The organism is Micromonospora sp. NPDC005979 (assembly GCF_040614415.1).
GTDB lineage: Bacteria > Actinomycetota > Actinomycetes > Mycobacteriales > Micromonosporaceae > Micromonospora.
The window spans coordinates 46,937-63,488 of the sequence record NZ_JBEXUR010000013.1; the positions used below are offsets into that span (position 1 = coordinate 46,937).

Here is a 16,552-nt window from a genome sequence, read left to right on the forward strand (position 1 = left end):
ACGACAGGTCGCCACGCGACGCGGCGGACGACACCATGCTCGGTCACACCCGCCACGCTGGGTGTGCGACCGGGCGACGGCCCGTCACACGCCATTCAGTGACGAGCCGCTGTCCGGGCGCGGGCGTGCGGCGGCCGTCAGTCGCGGGCGTGGCGGAGGAGCAGCACGCCGTCGTCGGCGGCGAGCACGTGGCGCAGCGGCAGGTGCGTCGGCCCGGTGGCGTCTCCGGCGGTGATCCGCCCCGGTCCCGGCCCGGCGAGCAGCGGCGCGACCGTGAGGCACAGCTCGTCCACCAGGCCGGCCGCGGTGAGCGCGCCGAGCAGGTGCGGGCCGCCCTCGCAGAGCAGCTGTGTCAGCCCGCGTCCGTGCAGCTCGGCCAGGGCGGCGGCGAGGTCGACCCGGCCGGTGCCGCAGCGCAGCACGTCGGCGACGTCGGTGAGGCCGGGTGGTGGCTCGGCGTCGGAGTGGGTGAGCACGATCGGCCGGACCGGCGCGTCGGCGAACGCGGCCTGCGCCGGGTCCAGGTCGAGGGCGCCGGAGACGACCACCAACGTCGGGTACGCGGCCAGCCCGTTCGCCCCGCGCCAGGCGCGGCGGCCCTCGTCCAGGCGGACGGCCCGGTACCCCTCGTGCCGCAGGGTGCCGGCGGCCACCACGAGAGCGTCGCAGACCATCCGCAGCAGGCCGAACACCCGCTTGTCCGGCTCGCCCGACAGCCCGGCGGAGTAGCCGTCGACGGTGACCGCGCCGTCCAGGCTGGAGACGAAGTTGACCCGCAGTCGGGGCTGGTCGGCGCGGCCGTAGAGGGCGGTCAACGCCGCGTCGTCGAGCGGCTCGACGGACGGCTCGGGCCAGAGCCGCCGGATCGGAATTCCGACCGTCATTCGCCGGCCGGACCGGTGACCGGAGGGGTCGGTTCAGCGGTACGGTGCTGGCAGTCGCACCAGTTCCGGCCCGGGCAGTCGTCGTGCCGCCGGGCCCGGCACGCTCGGCAGATCATGCTCGCAGCCTAAGCCGCTCAAGGACAGGACAGCATGCCGCGTCAGATCTTCCAGCTGAAGATGTCCCTCGCCGGCGTGCGCCCGGTCATCTGGCGTCGGGTGCTCGTCCCGGCCGGCTACACGCTGGACCGACTGCACCGGGTCACGCAGCACGCGATGGGCTGGCGGGACTGCCACCTGCACTCGTTCGAGGTCGACGCGGTGACCTACGGCGAGCCCGACCCGGACGAGGGCCTGGCGCTGCACGACGAGCTGGACGTCCGGCTGGACGCGGTGCTCGGCAAGGGCAGCAGGTTCTCCTACACGTACGACTTCGGCGACTGGTGGGAGCACGACCTGGTCGTCGAGGACGCGTTCACCGCCGACCAGGACGAGCGGTACCCGCTCTGCCTCGACGGGGAGCATGCCTGCCCGCCGGAGGGCATCGGCGGTCCACTGGTCTACCAGACGCTGCTGGCGGCCCTGGCCGATCCGGCCCATCCGGAGCGGGCTCTGCTGACGGGCTGGGTCACCGGCGGCTTCGACCCGACGTTCTTCGATCCCGCCGTCGCCAGCACGCTGCTGCGTCGCTTCTGCTGATCTGGCTGGTCAGGCTCGTGAAAGTCCCTCGTGCGTCGCTCTGAAACAGGGCGGTAACGATCTGGGAACGCTCCCAATGGTCTATTGACACCCTGGTAGCGCCCCGGCAATCTCATGGGAGCGCTCCCGGGGGAGTGGCGGAAGTCTCCTTCACAGCTCTCCCCAGACGTCCACGGCCACCGGCTGAGCGGCGCGGGGCGCTACAGCACCCCCCACCACGTACGACACACCAAAGCCTCACCACTTGAGAGGGGTCAGGATGAGCGTCACCTCACGTCGCCGCTTTGCGGCGATCGCGCTCGCGTCCGTCGCCGTGCTCGCCGCGGCAACCGCCTGCGGCGACGGCGACTCGTCGTCCGATTCGGACGGCGGCAAGGTCACTCTGGTCGTCGACGTCTTCGGCGACCAGGGCTTCGGCTACGAGGATCTCTACAAGCAGTACCAGACGGAGCACCCGAACGTCACGATCCAGGAGCGCGGCAAGGGCCTCGGCCTCGGTGACTACAACACCCGGCTGACGCAGCAGATCACCGCCGGTGCCGGTGCCGGTGACGTCGTCGCCCTCGAAGAGGGCACGATCGTGCAGTTCTTCGCGCAGGCCGACAAGTTCGTGAACCTGGCCGACCACGGCGCCAACGACCTCAAGGGCAACTTCCTGCCGTGGAAGTGGGAGGGTGGCCTCACGCCGGACGGCAAGGTGCTCGGTCTCGGCACCGACGTCGGCGGCATGGCCGTCTGCTACCGCAGCGACCTCTTCAAGGCCGCCGGCCTGCCGACCGACCGCGAGCAGGTCGGCGCCCTCTGGCCGACGTGGGACGCGTTCATCGAGCAGGGTCAGAAGTTCAGCGCCGCCGACAAGAAGCACAAGTTCGTCGACTCGGCGACCAACTTCTACAACATCGTGCTGATGCAGACGGCGGGCGCGGGCAACGGCTACACCTACTTCGACAAGAGCAACAAGCTCGTCGTCGGCGAGAACCCGGACGTGCAGACCGCGTTCCAGCAGACCACCAAGATGATCAGCGCGGGTCTGTCGAACAACCTGCGGAGCTTCTCCAACGAGTGGAACGCCGGCTTCAAGAACGGCAGCTTCGCCACCATCGGCTGCCCGGCCTGGATGACGGGTGTCATCAAGGGTCAGGCCGGTGACGCGGCGGCCGGCAAGTGGGACGTCGCCAAGGCGCCGGGCAACGGCGGCAACTGGGGTGGTTCCTGGCTGGCCGTGCCGAAGTCCAGCAAGCACCAGAAGGAAGCCGCTGAGCTGGCCAAGTTCCTGACCAGCGCCAAGAGCCAGACCGAGGCGTTCAAGAAGGTCGGCAACCTGCCCTCGTCGCCGCAGGCCCTCGAGGACCCGGCCGTGCTCGCCGCCACCAACGAGTACTTCAGCGGCGCGCCGATCGGCAAGATCTTCGCCGCTGGCGCCAAGGAGCTGAAGCCGGTCTACCTCGGCCCGAAGAACCAGGCGGTCCGGGACGCGGTCGAGAACGCGCTGCGCAGCATCGAGCAGGGTAAGGCCGCCGACGCCGCTTGGCAGGACGCGGTGAAGAACGGCCAGGCAGCAGGCAAGTAACGGCTGCGACGCGCTCACGGGTGGTGCCGCTCCGGCACCACCCGTGAACCCGCGTCAACACGCCCTGCCGCGGCGCCCCACGAGGCGTCGCCGAGTGTGAAGGACCGCTCATGAGCTCCCTGAAGACCCCCGCGCCACCGGGCGCGTCGGCCCGCGGGCCGCGCCCGGCGCCACGGCACTCAACGGCGCGCCGCCGGCAGCTGAACCGGCTGGACCTGCGCTTCACCCCGTACGTCTTCGTCCTGCCGTTCTTCGTGCTCTTCGCGATCTTCGGCGTCTACCCGATCGTCTACACGTTCTGGATCGCGATGACCGACCGGTCACCGATGAACGCGACGATCAGCTTCGTCGGCCTGGACAACTTCGTCGAGCTGTTCACGAACGACCCGCAGTTCTGGAACGCGGTGGTGAACACCTTCGGGATGTTCGCGCTCTCCACCATCCCGCAGCTGCTCATCGCGCTGATGCTGGCCAACGCGTTGAACCGCCGCATCCGCGGCCAGATGTTCTTCCGGCTGGCCATCGCGATGCCGATCATCACCTCGACCGCCGTGGTGGCGCTCATCTTCTCGATGATCTACGCCCGGGACTTCGGCCTGATGAACTGGCTGCTCGACCTGGTCGGTCTCGGCCCCATCGACTGGCGGGCCAACCGCTTCGCCTCCTGGGTCGCCATCGCCACGATGGTCGACTGGCGGTGGGTGGGCTACAACGCCCTCATCTACCTCGCCGCGATGCAGTCGATCAGCAAGGACGTGTACGAGGCGGCCGCCCTCGACGGCGCCTCGCAACGCCGCCAGTTCTGGTCGATCACCATCCCGCAGCTGCGCCCCACCATCATCTTCACGCTGATCATCTCGACCATCGGCGGTCTGCAGCTCTTCACCGAGCCGCTGATGTTCACCAGCGGCTCGGGCGCGCTCTCCGGCGGCACGGAGGGGCAGTTCCAGACGATCACGATGTACCTGCTGGACGTCATGAACCAGCGGTTCCGGTGGGGGTACGCGGGCGCCGTCGCCCTGGTGCTGTTCCTGCTGATCGCGTCCGTCTCGTTCATCAACTACCTGCTGGCCCGCCGCATCAGCTCCGACAAGTGAGGGTGGCCCACCCATGACCAGTACCACTCTGCGACCGCCGTCGGTCCGGCCACCGGCCGAACGCAACGGCATCCGCCACAGCGCGGAGAAGCTCTGGACGGCCAGCCCGCTCACCTGGTTCGGGCTCGTCCTCGGCGTCATCCTGTCGCTCTTCCCGTTCTACTGGATGATCGTCATCGCCTCGCGGACCAGTGACGCCGCGAACTCCTGGCCCCCGCCGTTCCTGCCGGGCGGCAAGCTGGGCGAGAACATCCAGCGGGTGCTCGACAACGGCGACGCGAACATCGTCAAGGGCCTGATGAACTCGTTCCTGGTGTCGGGCACGATCACGGTGGCGACCGTGTTCTTCGGCTCGCTCGCCGGATTCGCGTTCGCGAAACTGCGTTTCCGGGGCAAGAACGCGCTGCTGCTCATCATCCTGGCCTCGATGATGATTCCCATCCAGCTCGGTGTGCTCCCGCTGTACATCCTCATGGCCAAGCTGGAATGGCTGAACACGATGCCGTCGGTGACGGTGCCGTTCCTGATCGGCGGCTTCGGCATCTTCATGATGCGCCAGTACGCCGAGCAGGCCGTGCCCAACGAGCTGATCGAGGCGGCCCGCGTCGACGGCTGCTCCACCTGGCGCGTCTACTGGCACGTGGTGGTGCCGGCGCTGCGACCGGCGGCGGCCGTGCTCGGCCTGCTCACCTTCATGGAGCAGTGGAACCAGTTCTTCTGGCCCTTCGTGGTGCTCGCCGACCCGGCCAACCCGACCGTGCAGATCTCCCTGCGCAGTCTGAACACCGCGTACTTCGCGGACAATTCTCAGATTTTCGCGGGTACGCTCATCGCTACCCTTCCGCTGTTCATCGTCTTCGTTCTGTTCGGCCGCCAGATCATTGGCGGGATCATGGAAGGTGCCGTCAAGTCGTGAGCAACCCCGCCAGCCCATCCGCCGTCGACCTCGACGAGCGTTCCGGGCTGACCTTTCCACCCGGCTTCCTGTGGGGAGCCGCGACCGCGGCATACCAGATCGAGGGGGCGGCGGCCGAGGACGGCCGCACCCCGTCGATCTGGGACACCTTCAGCCACACCGAGGGCCGGGTGGTCAACGGGCACACCGGCGACGTGGCCTGCGACCACTACCACCGGCTCGGCGACGACGTCGCCCTGATGGCCGAGCTGGGCCTCAAGTCGTACCGTTTCTCGGTCTCCTGGCCCCGGGTGCAGCCCGGTGGCACGGGCGCGGCCAACCCGAAGGGCCTGGACTTCTACCGGCGGCTCGTGGACGAGCTGCTGGCCCACGACATCGAGCCGTGGCTCACCCTCTACCACTGGGACCTTCCCCAGGAGCTGGAGGACGCCGGTGGCTGGCCGTCGCGGGACACCGCCGCCCGCTTCGCCGACTACACGACGCTCGTCGCCGACGCGCTCGGCGACCGGGTGCGCTACTGGACCACCCTGAACGAGCCGTGGTGCTCGGCGTTCCTCGGGTACGGCTCCGGCGTACACGCCCCCGGCCGGTCCAACGGCGCGGACTCGGTGCGCGCCGGCCACCACCTGATGCTCGGGCACGGCCTGGCGGTGCAGGCCCTGCGGGCCGCCCGGCCCACGGCCGAGGTGGGCGTGACCGTCAACCTGTACCCGGTCGACGCGGCCACCGACGCTCCCGCCGACGTGGACGCCGCCCGCCGGATCGACGGGCTGGCCAACCGCTTCTTCCTCGACCCGCTGCTGCGCGGGTCGTACCCGGAGGATCTGGTGGCCGACCTGCGCGAGGTCACCGACTTCGACCATGTCCACGACGGTGACCTGGCGACCATCTCCACGCCGCTGGACCTGGTCGGGATCAACTACTACAGCCGACACGTGGTCGCCGCGCCGATCGAGGGCGCCGAGCCCGAGCCGTACTGGCGGGCACCCTCCTGCTGGCCGGGCAGCGAGGACGTCCGGTTCGTCACCCGCGGTGTCCCGGTGACCGACATGGACTGGGAGATCGACGCCCCGGGGCTGGTGGAGACGCTGCGCCGGGTGCACGAGGAGTACACCGACCTGCCGCTGTACGTCACCGAGAACGGCTCCGCGTTCGTCGACACCGTCGTCGACGGGCAGGTCGACGACGTCGACCGGCTGGCCTACTTCGACGCCCACCTGCGGGCCTGCCACGAAGCGATCAACGCCGGCGTGCCCCTGCGGGGATACTTCGCCTGGTCATTGATGGATAATTTCGAGTGGGCCTGGGGTTACACCAAGCGCTTCGGCATGATCCACGTCGACTACGACAGCCAGCTTCGCATCCCCAAGTCCAGCGCCAGGTGGTACGCCTCGGTGATCCGACGCAACGGTCTGGCCGCACAATAGGCTCGGGCCAGCCATCAGGGCGGTCCCGGCGTCCACTCTCGCGTGGCGCCGGGTCCGCCCGCCGTCGGAGGAGCAGACGATGACAACGCAGCGCACCCGCTCGCTCGGGCGCCCGACCCTCGACGCGGTCGCGGCGCGCGCCGGCGTGGGTCGGGGCACGGTCTCGCGCGTGGTCAACGGCTCGCCCCAGGTCAGCCCGGAGGCCCGGGCCGCGGTCCAACAGGCCATCGCCGAGCTGGGGTACGTGCCGAACCGCGCCGCCCGCGCGCTGGTCACCCAGCGGACCGACTCCGTCGCCCTGGTGGTGTCCGAATCCGGGGAGCGGGTCTTCACCGAGCCGTTCTTCGCCGCGATCGTGCGGGGGATCAGCTCCGGCCTGCTGGAGACGCCCATGCAGCTCTGGCTGGCGATGGCCCAGTCGCCGGTCGAGCGGGAGCGCGTCGAGCACCACCTCACCAACCAGCACGTCGACGGCGTACTGCTGCTGTCGTTGCACGACTCCGATCCGCTGCCCACCCTGCTGGAGGAGCGCGGCCTGCCCGCGGTGCTCGGTGGCCGACCGGCCCGGATGCTGCAACCCGGGGCCCAGCCGGCGTGGTTCGTCGACGTGGACAACGTTGGCGGCGCACGGCAGGCGGTTGAGTACCTGACCAGCCAGGGGCGGCGGCGCGTCGCCACCATCGCCGGCCCGCAGGACATGGGCGCCGGCCTGGCCCGACTGGCCGGCTACACCGAGGCCGTCAAGGCCACCGGCGTCGGCGTCAACCCCGACCTGATCGCGTACGGCGACTTCAGCGAGAGCAGTGGGGCGACCGCCATGCGCCGGCTGCTGGACGCCTGCCCGGACCTGGACGCCGTCTTCGTCGCGTCCGACCTGATGGCGTTCGGCGCGTTGCGGACCCTGCGCGACGCCGGCCGGCGTGTCCCGGAGGATGTCGCCGTGATCGGCTTCGACGACGCGCCGGTCGCCCGCCAGGCGGACCCACCGTTGACGAGCGTCTTCCAGCCGGTCGAGGAGATGGGTCGGCAGATGGCCCGGCTGCTGGTCGCCCGCATCCGCGGCGACGACCTACCCGCCCCGCACATCCTCCTGGACACCCAGTTGGTCCACCGAGCCAGCGCCTGACCCCCCAGGGTCCCGCGGAACCCCCGCCCCATCTCCCGCCGATCTTGCACTTGCTGTGGCGACATACGGGATGTTCCGCGCGAACCGTCGACAGAAAATGCAAGATCGCGTGCTGCGGGGGCGGGCGCGGGGCGCGGGGGCGCCGGGGGCGGGGGTTAGGGGAGCCAGCGGCGGAGCTCGCGTTTGGCCAGGGAGTTGCGGTGGACCTCGTCGGGGCCGTCGGCGAGGCGCAGGGTGCGGGTCTGTGCCCAGAGGGCGGCCAGGGGGGTGTCCTGGCTGACGCCCGCGCCGCCGTACCCCTGGATGGCCTTGTCGATCACCCACTCCGCCATGGCCGGCGTGGCGATCTTGATGGCCTGGATCTCGGTGTGCGCGCCCTTGTTGCCGACGGTGTCCATCAGCCAGGCCGTCTTGAGCACCAGGAGGCGGGCCTGTTCGATGCGGACCCGCGATTCGGCGATCCACTCCCGCACGACGCCCTGCTCGGCGAGGGGGCGGCCGAACGCGATCCGCTCGTTGGCCCGGCGACACAGCAACTCCAGTGCCCGTTCGGCCATGCCGATCAATCGCATGCAGTGGTGGATACGGCCCGGGCCGAGTCGTGCCTGGGCGATGGCGAAGCCGGTGCCCTCCGCGCCGATCAGATTGGCCGCCGGCACCCGTACGTCGGTGAAGTCGATCTCGGCGTGCCCGCCGTGTGTGCCGTCGGAGTAGCCGAAGACGTGCATGCCCCGGCGGACGGTCACGCCCGGCGTGTCCCGGGGGACGAGCACCATGCTCTGCTGGCGGTGCCGGTCGGCGTCCGGGTCGGTCTTGCCCATCACGATGAGGATCTCGCAGCGCGGGTCCATGGCGCCGGACGACCACCACTTGCGGCCGTTGACGACGTACTCGTCGCCGTCGCGGGTGATCCGGGTGGCGATGTTGGTCGCGTCGGACGAGGCGACCTCCGGCTCGGTCATGCAGAAGGCCGAGCGGATCTCGCCCTCCAGCAGCGGGACGAGCCAGCGCTCGCGCTGGGCGTCCGAGCCGAACTCGGCCAGCAGCTCCATGTTGCCCGTGTCCGGCGCCGCGCAGTTGACGGCCTCGGGCGCCAGGTGCGGGCTGCGCCCGGTCAGCTCGGCGAGCGGCGCGTACTGGAGGTTGGTCAGGCCGGCGCCGTAGCGCGGGTCCGGCAGGAACAGGTTCCACAGGCCGCGCTTGCGGGCCTCGGCCTTCAGCTCGGCCAGCACCGGGGTACGCGACCACTGGTCGCCGGTGGCCGCCTGCTCGGCGTGCACCGGCTCGGCCGGGTAGACGTGCTCGGTCAGGAACCGGGTCAGCTCGTCGCGCAGCTCCTCGGTCCGGGCGTCGTACGCGAAGTCCATCACCGCTCCCTGGCGGCGGTCAGCCCGTGCGCGACCAGCGGTGCCACCATGTCGCCGATCCGGTCGAAGCCCTCGCCGAGCGTCTGCCCGAGCGTGTGGCGGTAGTGGATGCCCTCGCAGATGACGGCGAGCTTGAAGCAGCCCAGCGCCACGTGCCAGTGCAGCGGCCCGACGTCGACGTCGCTGCGCCCGGCGTACCTGTCGATCAGTTCGGCGCCGGTGGGGAAGCCGGCGCGCGGGCCGAGGCCGTCGGCGACGGGGTTGCCGGCGGCGGTGTCGCTGTCGCCCAGCACGTCCCAGTACGTCAGCAGCAGCCCCAGGTCGGCGAGGGGATCGCCGAGGGTGGCCATCTCCCAGTCGAGGACGGCGTGTACGGAGACCGGGTCGGCCGAGGCGAGGAGGTTGTCCAGCCGGTAGTCGCCGTGCACGATGCGGCCGGCGTTCGCGCCCTCGGGGGCGGTCGCGGCGAGCCGGTCGCGAAGTTCGTCGATGCCGGGCAGATCGCGGCTGCGCGAGCGGTCGAGCTGGCCGGCCCAGCGGCGGACCTGCCGGGCTAGGTAGCCCTCGGGGCGGCCGAAGTCGGCGAGCCCGACGGCGGCCGGCTCGACGGTGTGCAGCGCGGCGAGGGTGTCCATCATCGCCAGGGCGAGGGCCCGGCGTCGTTCGTCGCCCAGCGGGTCCGTCTGGGCGCGGGTGCGGAACACCTCGCCGGGCATGCGTTCCATCAGGTAGAACGGTGCGCCGAGAACCTCGGTGTCGGTGCAGAGCAGCAGCGCGCCGGGGACCGGCACCTCGGTGGGCGCGAGCGCGGAGATGACCCGGAACTCGCGGGACATGTCGTGCGCGGTGGCCAGCACGTGCCCCAGCGGTGGGCGGCGCAGCACGACCTCCCGCTCGCCGAGGCGCAGCAGGTAGGTCAGGTTGGACTTGCCACCCGCGATCAACTGGGCCCGCATCGGCCCCCCGGCCAGCTCGGGCCGGCGCGTCGCCAGATAGCTCGCGAGCCGATCGAGGTCGATCCCGGCGGGGGCGGCCGGAACAGCGCCCGGCCGGAGCGCGCTGGCGGCCGGATCACTCATCCGACTAGTTGATGGCAGCCCGTTCACGTTGTCAAGGTCAGGTAGGGGTCGTCCTCGGCGCTTCGGCCAGGTGAGGTGGCGTCGCCGCCGGTCGAGCCACTCGATCGGAGGACGCGGACGCGCTTGTCTGTGTGGGCGCCACGTTCTTCGACTGGGATGGCCTGTTCACCGCCGACATCAAGGTCGACCGGGTCATCAGCCTGCACCGCGACGCCGCCGTCGTCGGCGGCGCCCGATTCGCCCCGGTCGCCCTGCCGGCGGCGCTGCGCTGCCTGCACGAGATCGCCCCGAACCGTACGCGGAGTGGTCGCGCGCGCCGCTGCTGGCGGCCGACCCGCCCGCACTCGACCCGTCGGGCAACGAGCCGATCCGGCAGGGAGGCTCTGGCCGGCGATCCAGCGGATGCTGCGCGAGGGGGACATCTTCGTCCCGGAGACCGGCACCCCGTCCTTCGGCGCGGCGACGATGTGCCTGCCCGCCGACGTCACCGTCGTGTGGCCGCCCATCTGGGGCTCGATCGGCTACGCCACCCCGGCCGCCTTCGGAGCCGCGGTGGCGGCACCGGACCGACGGACGGTGCTGGTCACCGGCGACGGATCACTGCAGCTGACCGTGCAGGAGATCAGCCGGATGCTCGCCACGAACCAACGCCCGATCATCGTGGTCAACAACGGCGGCTACACCGTCGAGCGGGCGGTCGACGGGCGGCACCAGCCGTACAACGACATCGACAACTGGCGGTACACGGATCTGCCGGCGGTGTTCGGACGGGACCGGGGCTTCACCGCGCACGTCGCCCGTACCGAAGGCGAGCTGGCCGCCATCCTGGCCGGCATCGACGGCCCACCGGCCCAGTTGACCCTCATCGAGGTGGAGACCGACCCACTGGACCTGCCCACCGGTATGCCCCCAGTGGGGTCGGGAGACGTCCGCCGCCGACTACCACGCACAGCTCGCCTTCACGCCGGTCCTGCCCCTGGGCGGGCTACCCTGAGCGTCAGCGTCCGGTTTCGCCCCGTAACCAGCCGCCGGAATTTCCGCTCGGGATATGCCTCTGCAACAGGGACGAAATGGTCACCCGGCAGGCTGTGAGCAGCCCGCCGGCCGTCGCCGGCCCGCCGAGCGGAGGGACAGACATGTTGCTGCGAGTTCGGGTCACCCTGCCGGACCGTCCGGGCACCCTCGGTCAGGTCGCCCGCACGCTGGGTGTCTCCGGCGCGGACATCGTGCAGGTGGTGGTCCTCGAGCGTCTCGGCGGGCGCGCGGTGGACGACTTCACGGTGGTGTGGCCCGGCGCGGCACGGGTCGAGCGTCTGCTGGCCGGTCTCGCGGCGATCCCGGGCGTACGGGTGGACGGTGTGTGGCGGGCGATCGGCGCGCCCACCACCACCGGCCAGGACGCGGAGCTGCTGGCCCAGGTCGCGGCGAACCCGGCTGACGGACTGGCGACCCTGGTGGACGCCGTACCGGGCCTGCTGGCGGCCGACTGGGCCGTGGCGGCCGTGGTCCCGGCGGACTGGGCGTCCCGTACGGGGGGTGGCGGAGCCACCGTCGGTCACGCGAGCTGGCGCGCTCCCGTACCGCCGCGGTTGCCGGAGGTGACTCCGCTGCGCGGGCGGTCGATGACCGCGCCCGACGGCACCCACTACGCGATCGCCCCGTTCGGGCGGGCCGGTCTGGTGCTGGTCGTGGCCCGTGAGCACAACGAGACCCTCTGCGCCGCGGGTTTCCACAGCACGGAGGTCGACCGGCTCACCCAACTCGTCCGGGCCAGCGCGGTCATCCTGGGCGACCGTCTGGACCTGGTCGGTGCGCCCCCGGTGGTCGCCGGTCCCTGACCAACGCGAGGAGTTCCCGGGTCGACACCGGCGAGCAACCGGGCGGCAACAGCCGCGGACGAGGCTCTGGGTGGGGAAGGGAGCCAACCATGACGTTGTGGCGGATCCGAGCGACTGTGGACGACCGGCCCGGCTATCTGTCGGTCCTCACGGCGAGCCTCGCGCTACGGGGGGTCAACATCCTCACGGTGCAGGTGCAGCCCACCGAGCATGGCGCGGTGGACGACTTTCTGGTGGACGCGCCGGACACGCTCGACGAGGCCGAGCTGATCGCCGCCGTCGAACGGGGGCGCGGGCGGGACTGCTGGGTGGCGCGCAGTGAGGCGCGCGGCCTGGTCGACCAACCGACCCGGGTGCTCGGCCTGGCCAACCGGCTGGTGCGCGACCCCGACGCGACGGGTGAGGCGTTGCGAACGCTGCTCGGCGCCGACGCGGTGAGCTGGCGTCCGGCGACGACCGGTGCGGACCGGGGCAGCACCGGCACGAGCATGGTGCTGGCTGACCCGGCGGGCGGTACGTTCGCGCTGAGCCGGACGGCGCCCGCCTTCACTCCGGCGGAGTACGCCCGGGCACAGGCTCTGGTCGAGCTGGCCGCCACCGTGACCCGTCGGGCCGCCGAGCAGGTGACCCTGGTGCTGCCGGGCAGCGTCGAGGTGGCGGTGCGGCCGGCGTGCGCGGACGACCTGGCGGCTGTGGTGGAGCTGCACGAGGCGTGCTCGCCGCGCAGTCGGGAACGGCGCTACCTGAGTGGGGCGGCGCTGCCGCGGCCGGCCCGGCTGCGTCGACTGTTGGAGCCGACTCGGGGGCTCACCCTGGTCGCGACGACCACCGACGCCGACGGCGCGGTGGTCGCCATGGCGAACCTGCTCGGCGAGGGCGACGAGGCCGAGGTGGCGCTTCTGGTACGCGACGACTGGCAGCGGCGCGGGCTGGGCTCGGCCCTGCTGCGTCGGCTGGTGTCGCACGCCGACCGGGCCGCTTACGCGGCGCTGGTGCTGCACGTTCGGGCGGACAACGCGCCCATGCTGCGGACGCTGCATCGGCTGGACCGGCCCAGCTCGGTGCAGCGGGACGGCGGTCTGCTCACGCTGACCGTACCGCTCGGGGTTCCGGTGCCGTCCGAAACGTCCACGACCGGTCACCCCGGGATGTCCGGGACCGGCCGACGGCATCGGTAGATCGGGCTGAGCTGGGACGACGTCTCGGACGGACCTGGCGGCCGGGTCGACTTTCCGCGCGGTGACACGCGTGTCGCCGTAACGTCGGCGAGCGCGATGGCGCTGTGGCGCGGCATGGGCTTCCCATTCGACGTGGCGCAGATTACATTGTCGAATATCCATGGGAGCGCTTCCACGCCCGTGGCCACACCGCCACCCCCGCTGTCGCCGGTGGCCGTGCCGCCCCACGCCGTCCCGCGTTGGTGCGACCGCCGGCGGCGCCTGGCTAACAGGAGCCCTTCATGCGCCACCTGACCCGGCCGTCCACCGGCCACCCCGGCCGGTCGCCCGTCGACCAACCGTGGCCCCGGCGGCTGCTGGCCTCCGGCGTCGCCCTGCTCACCGGCGCGGCCCTCGCGGTCGCCGCGCCGACGCCCGCGCCCGCTTCGGCCGCGGCCTCCTTCAACTACGCCGAGGCGTTGCAGAAGTCGCTGCTGTTCTACGAGGCGCAGCAGTCCGGCCAGCTGCCCGACTGGAACCGCGTCTCCTGGCGCGGCGACAGCGCCCTCACCGACGGCGCCGGTACGGGAGTCGATCTCACCGGCGGCTGGTACGACGCCGGCGACCACGTCAAGTTCGGCTTCCCGATGGCGTTCAGCGCCACCATGCTCGCCTGGGGCGCGGTGGAGTACCGCAGCGGCTACGCCTCCTCCGGGCAGTTGCCGCACCTGCTGAACAACCTGCGCTTCGTCAACGACTACTTCATCAAGGCGCACCCGTCGGCGAACGTCCTCTACGGACAGGTCGGCAAGGGCGACGACGACCACAAGTGGTGGGGCCCGGCCGAGGTGATGCCGATGGCGCGGCCCGCGTACAAGATCGATGCGAGCTGTGGTGGCGCGGACCTGGCGGGGGAGACGGCCGCCGCGATGGCCGCCTCCTCGATGGTGTTCCGGCCCACCGACGCGACCTACGCGGACAAGCTGCTCACCCACGCCCGGCAGCTCTACACGTTCGCCGACACCGTGCGGAAGGCCTACAGCGAGTGCATCACCGACGCGGCCTCGTTCTACAAGTCGTGGAGCGGCTACCAGGACGAGCTGGTGTGGGCGGCCATCTGGCTCTACCGGGCCACCGGCGACGCCAGCTACCTGAGCAAGGCTGAGAGCGAGTACGACAAGCTCGGCACCGAGCCGCAGTCCACGACCCGCTCCTACAAGTGGACGATCGCCTGGGACAACAAGCAGTTCGGCGCGTACGTGCTGCTGGCGAACCTGACCGGCAAGCAGAAGTACGTCGACGACGCCAACCGCTGGCTGGACTACTGGACCGTCGGGGTGAACGGGCAGCGGGTGCCGTACTCGCCCGGTGGGATGGCGGTGCTCGACTCCTGGGGCGCGCTGCGTTACGCGGCCAACACCTCCTTCGCCGCGCTGGTCTACAGCGACAAGACCACCGACACCACCCGCAAGGCGCGGTACCACGACTTCGCCGTCCGGCAGATCAACTACGCGCTCGGCGACAATCCACGCAACTCCAGCTACGTCATCGGGTTCGGCGCCAACGCGCCGAAGAACCCGCACCACCGCACCGCGCACGGGTCCTGGTGGGACAGCCAGACCGTGCCCGTCGAGACCCGGCACACCCTCTACGGCGCGCTGGTCGGCGGCCCGTCCTCGGCCAACGACGCGTACAGCGACAGCCGGTCGGACTACGTGATGAACGAGGTGGCCACCGACTACAACGCCGGCTTCACGTCCGCGTTGGTCCGGCTGACCTCCGAGTACGGCGGCACCCCGCTGGCGAACTTCCCGGTCGCCGAGACGCCGGACATGGACGAGATGACCGTGGAGACCACCGTCATGCAGGCCGAGCCGCGGGCCACCGGGCTCAAGGCGATCGTCTACAACAAGTCGGCGTTCCCGGCCCGCGCGCTGACCAACGGCAAGTTCCGGTACTACTTCCGGCCCGACGGCAGTGGCCCGGTGCAGGTCACCTCCGGCTACACCCAGGGCTGCCCGTCGCCGACCGCCGCCAAGCAGTACAGCGGCGACATCTGGTACGTCGAGGTGGACTGCACCGGCTACACCATCGCCCCGGCCGGACAGTCGGCACACCGGATGGAGGTCCAGTTCAAGATCGGTGTGCCGGAGGGCGGCACCTGGGATCCGACCAACGATCCGTCGTACCAGGCGACCGCCGGGCCGAACCGCAAGGTTCCGCTCTACGCCGGCAGCACCCGCGTCTGGGGTGACGAGCCGGGGCCGGTCGTGCCGGACACCACCGCGCCGAGCGTCCCGGGCAAGCCGGTGGCGTCGAATCTCGGGTCACGCTCGGTGACCCTGAGCTGGTCGGCGTCCACCGACAGCGGCGGTAGCGGGCTGGCCGGCTACGACGTCCGCGAGGTCCAGGTCAACAGCGACACGGTCGTCGTCCGGCCGGTCACGGGCACGACGCTGACCATCTCGACGCTGCTGCCGGCGACGTCGTACGAGTTCACCGTCGTGGCCCGCGACGGCGCGGGCAACACCTCGGCGGCCTCGCCGGTGCTCACCGTGACCACGCCGCCGACCGGCTCCACCGACACGACCGTGCCGAGCACGCCCGGCACGCCGGTCGCCTCGGCGGTCACCGCCACCGGCCTCACCCTGGCCTGGACACCGTCGACCGACAACGTGGGCGTCACCGGCTACCGGGTCTACCGCGAGGCCGGCGCGACCGACGCGCTCATCGGGTCGCCCACCGGCAGCACTCTCGCGGTGACCGGGCTGACCGCCTCCACGGCGTACCAGTTCTACGTGGTGGCCGTCGACGCGGCCGGTAACACCTCCGCGGCGTCCGCGCCGGTCGCGGTGACCACCGCGGCGCCGCCGGTCGGCGGCACCTGCTCGGTCGGGTACGCCACGACGGACTGGAACACCGGCTTCACCGCGACGGTGACGATCACCAACACCGGCACCGCCGCGATCAACGGCTGGACCCTGCGGTTCAGCTTCCCGGGCGGGCAGACCGTCAGCCAGGGCTGGTCGGCGACCGTCAGCCAGGCCGGCGCGGCGGTCACCGCGACGAACCTGTCCTACAACGGCACGATCGCGCCGGGCGCGTCGGTGAGCTTCGGCTTCAACGGCACGCACAGCGGCAGCAACCCGAAGCCGACCGCCTTCACCGTCAACAACACCACCTGCGCCGTCGCCTGAGCCTCGAGGTCCTGGGCAGTTGCCGCGCCACGCGTGCGGTAGCTGTCCAGGGCCCGTACGCGGCATGTCGTACCGGGAATGACGTCACCGACCCCGGTGCCGCGCGTCGGCCCCACACATTTCCGAAACTTTTCCGAAACCTCGGTCGTCCGGGCCGGACGCGTGATATGAACATCGACTGAGATAAATATTCAACCG

Annotated in this window: 14 protein-coding genes; 10 read left to right on the forward strand and 4 right to left on the reverse strand. The window is 71.1% G+C overall.

Annotated elements, in window-relative coordinates:
• Window positions 1–137: 137 nt before the first annotated feature.
• Window positions 138–884: a pyrimidine reductase family protein gene (locus ABZ272_RS21655; RefSeq protein ID WP_355051750.1), complete on the reverse strand. Its 747-nt coding sequence runs from the start codon at window positions 882–884 to the stop codon at window positions 138–140.
• A gap of 150 nt (window positions 885–1,034) precedes the next feature.
• Here ABZ272_RS21655 and ABZ272_RS21660 point away from each other — a divergent pair, with 150 nt between their 5' ends.
• The 6 genes from ABZ272_RS21660 to ABZ272_RS21685 all read left to right on the forward strand — a co-directional run bounded on the left by ABZ272_RS21660 (window position 1,035) and on the right by ABZ272_RS21685 (window position 7,716).
• Window positions 1,035–1,580, forward strand: a complete 546-nt coding sequence (locus ABZ272_RS21660; protein ID WP_355051751.1) for a plasmid pRiA4b ORF-3 family protein — start codon at window positions 1,035–1,037, stop codon at window positions 1,578–1,580.
• A gap of 259 nt (window positions 1,581–1,839) precedes the next feature.
• Window positions 1,840–3,150 (forward strand): extracellular solute-binding protein, encoded by a 1,311-nt coding sequence (locus tag ABZ272_RS21665; protein ID WP_355051752.1) that lies wholly within the window; start codon window positions 1,840–1,842, stop codon window positions 3,148–3,150.
• A 110-nt stretch (window positions 3,151–3,260) separates the two neighbouring features.
• Window positions 3,261–4,247, forward strand: coding sequence for a sugar ABC transporter permease (locus ABZ272_RS21670; protein ID WP_355051753.1), 987 nt, complete (start codon window positions 3,261–3,263; stop codon window positions 4,245–4,247).
• A gap of 70 nt (window positions 4,248–4,317) precedes the next feature.
• Window positions 4,318–5,163: a carbohydrate ABC transporter permease gene (locus ABZ272_RS21675; RefSeq protein WP_355051884.1), complete on the forward strand. Its 846-nt coding sequence runs from the start codon at window positions 4,318–4,320 to the stop codon at window positions 5,161–5,163.
• Window positions 5,160–6,590, forward strand: a complete 1,431-nt coding sequence (locus tag ABZ272_RS21680) for a GH1 family beta-glucosidase (RefSeq protein ID WP_355051754.1) — start codon at window positions 5,160–5,162, stop codon at window positions 6,588–6,590. Before ABZ272_RS21675 ends, ABZ272_RS21680 begins: the two co-directional genes overlap by 4 nt.
• Before the next feature lie 79 nt (window positions 6,591–6,669).
• A complete protein-coding gene (locus ABZ272_RS21685) occupies window positions 6,670–7,716 on the forward strand; it encodes a LacI family DNA-binding transcriptional regulator (protein WP_355051755.1) in 1,047 nt (348 codons plus the stop codon).
• A 155-nt stretch (window positions 7,717–7,871) separates the two neighbouring features.
• On the opposite strand, the gene ABZ272_RS21690 is transcribed toward ABZ272_RS21685, so the two are convergent.
• The 3 genes from ABZ272_RS21690 to ABZ272_RS21700 are packed head-to-tail and all read right to left on the reverse strand — an operon-like array spanning window position 7,872 to window position 10,440.
• Complete coding sequence (locus ABZ272_RS21690) at window positions 7,872–9,083, reverse strand: acyl-CoA dehydrogenase family protein (protein WP_355051756.1); 1,212 nt, start codon at window positions 9,081–9,083, stop codon at window positions 7,872–7,874.
• Complete coding sequence (locus ABZ272_RS21695; RefSeq protein WP_355051757.1) at window positions 9,083–10,162, reverse strand: phosphotransferase family protein; 1,080 nt, start codon at window positions 10,160–10,162, stop codon at window positions 9,083–9,085. The genes ABZ272_RS21690 and ABZ272_RS21695 overlap by 1 nt, the downstream gene beginning before the upstream one ends.
• A gap of 23 nt (window positions 10,163–10,185) precedes the next feature.
• Window positions 10,186–10,440: a hypothetical protein gene (locus ABZ272_RS21700; protein ID WP_355051758.1), complete on the reverse strand. Its 255-nt coding sequence runs from the start codon at window positions 10,438–10,440 to the stop codon at window positions 10,186–10,188.
• Window positions 10,441–10,564: 124 nt separating this feature from the next.
• Here ABZ272_RS21700 and ABZ272_RS21705 point away from each other — a divergent pair, with 124 nt between their 5' ends.
• From ABZ272_RS21705 to ABZ272_RS21720, 4 genes are all read left to right on the forward strand, one after another.
• Complete coding sequence (locus ABZ272_RS21705; RefSeq protein WP_355051759.1) at window positions 10,565–11,254, forward strand: thiamine pyrophosphate-dependent enzyme; 690 nt, start codon at window positions 10,565–10,567, stop codon at window positions 11,252–11,254.
• 44 nt (window positions 11,255–11,298) lie between these two features.
• Window positions 11,299–12,000 carry an amino acid-binding protein gene (locus tag ABZ272_RS21710; protein WP_355051760.1) on the forward strand — a complete coding sequence of 234 codons (702 nt, stop codon included), beginning with the start codon at window positions 11,299–11,301 and terminating at the stop codon, window positions 11,998–12,000.
• A gap of 89 nt (window positions 12,001–12,089) precedes the next feature.
• The gene (locus ABZ272_RS21715; protein ID WP_355051761.1) at window positions 12,090–13,178 is read left to right on the forward strand and encodes a GNAT family N-acetyltransferase; all 1,089 of its coding nucleotides are present in this window, start codon (window positions 12,090–12,092) and stop codon (window positions 13,176–13,178) included.
• A 281-nt stretch (window positions 13,179–13,459) separates the two neighbouring features.
• Window positions 13,460–16,354, forward strand: coding sequence for a glycoside hydrolase family 9 protein (locus ABZ272_RS21720; protein WP_355051762.1), 2,895 nt, complete (start codon window positions 13,460–13,462; stop codon window positions 16,352–16,354).
• Window positions 16,355–16,552: the final 198 nt, after the last annotated feature.

Bases quoted from the DNA above. Each gene is read 5' to 3' on its own strand.
- ABZ272_RS21655 (WP_355051750.1), bottom strand. From the start codon at position 884: ATGACGGTCGGAATTCCGATCCGGCGGCTCTGGCCCGAGCCGTCCGTC.
- ABZ272_RS21660 (WP_355051751.1), top strand. From the start codon at position 1,035: ATGCCGCGTCAGATCTTCCAGCTGAAGATGTCCCTCGCCGGCGTGCGC.
- ABZ272_RS21665 (WP_355051752.1), top strand. From the start codon at position 1,840: ATGAGCGTCACCTCACGTCGCCGCTTTGCGGCGATCGCGCTCGCGTCC.
- ABZ272_RS21670 (WP_355051753.1), top strand. From the start codon at position 3,261: ATGAGCTCCCTGAAGACCCCCGCGCCACCGGGCGCGTCGGCCCGCGGG.
- ABZ272_RS21685 (WP_355051755.1), top strand. From the start codon at position 6,670: ATGACAACGCAGCGCACCCGCTCGCTCGGGCGCCCGACCCTCGACGCG.
- ABZ272_RS21690 (WP_355051756.1), bottom strand. From the start codon at position 9,083: ATGGACTTCGCGTACGACGCCCGGACCGAGGAGCTGCGCGACGAGCTG.
- ABZ272_RS21695 (WP_355051757.1), bottom strand. From the start codon at position 10,162: ATGAGTGATCCGGCCGCCAGCGCGCTCCGGCCGGGCGCTGTTCCGGCC.
- ABZ272_RS21705 (WP_355051759.1), top strand. From the start codon at position 10,565: ATGCTGCGCGAGGGGGACATCTTCGTCCCGGAGACCGGCACCCCGTCC.
- ABZ272_RS21710 (WP_355051760.1), top strand. From the start codon at position 11,299: ATGTTGCTGCGAGTTCGGGTCACCCTGCCGGACCGTCCGGGCACCCTC.
- ABZ272_RS21715 (WP_355051761.1), top strand. From the start codon at position 12,090: ATGACGTTGTGGCGGATCCGAGCGACTGTGGACGACCGGCCCGGCTAT.
- ABZ272_RS21720 (WP_355051762.1), top strand. From the start codon at position 13,460: ATGCGCCACCTGACCCGGCCGTCCACCGGCCACCCCGGCCGGTCGCCC.